Raw genomic sequence first — 713 nt, 5'->3', positions numbered from 1 at the left:
CAGAGCTGGAGGCAGTTTGGTCTGGCAAAAGTCATAGCCATCAAAGGTTTTATAAACGGGGAAGCGGGCTCGTTTGATCAGCCGGTGGATGTGATTGATCTCCCGATTTTCGATTTCCTTTTTGAGGGCATCGCGCAGATACTCGATCTGCTTAGGGGTACCATCCGTCTGGCACATTTCTGGGATTGCTGCCGTAAAAAACAGTTTTTTGCAGTAACCGTTGATGTCGTCGAGTATCCCGGTCTGTTCCTTTGCTGTTATCATGATGCCTCGTCCTCCCTTCCTGGACCCAAAAACGCCCTATCATACACTTCCAAAGATGGTCCTGACTCCGGAGGGGTATCAATACCATAGCCTGTGATGCGTTGCGCAATAATCGTGGCATCGGATGAATTAACATCTCCGTTTTTAAGGGACATAGTCATGGCATCCACAGCCGCTCTGTAACCATACTCATCGTTAAGCCCGCTCATAAGTCTGAGCTTTTCCTTAAGCTCCGGTTTTTCCAGTCCGTCCAAGTAATCCCTGAGCGGATCCGGAAGTTCCTTCCGTATACCGCTGTTGTTCCAGGCACCGGCATTTCGGGAAAGTACGCTGAGTGTCGTGCTATAATCAGAAACGTCGGTCCGTACATCGCCGTATTGACGTCGGTGCCGTACGATCAACTGACCATTTTCCTCGAGAACATCAATGTAATGAGCTCTGATACCGAT

1 protein-coding gene and 1 pseudogene are annotated in these 713 nt (G+C 49.2%); both read right to left on the bottom strand.

The window, feature by feature from the left end:
• A pseudogene (locus ACTNC3_RS11450) lies at positions 1 to 264 on the bottom strand (hypothetical protein); the annotation flags it as partial.
• The coding region (locus ACTNC3_RS11445) for a hypothetical protein (RefSeq protein WP_441227513.1) at positions 261 to 713 on the bottom strand (453 nt) is incomplete at its 5' end. The gene ACTNC3_RS11445 and the pseudogene ACTNC3_RS11450, both read right to left, overlap by 4 nt.

Source organism: Oribacterium sp. HCP3S3_B9 (assembly GCF_052064255.1).
Taxonomy (GTDB): Bacteria; Bacillota; Clostridia; order Lachnospirales; family Lachnospiraceae; genus Oribacterium.
Note: the sequence above shows the minus strand (reverse complement) of the source record. Positions and strands in the feature narration are given on the sequence as shown.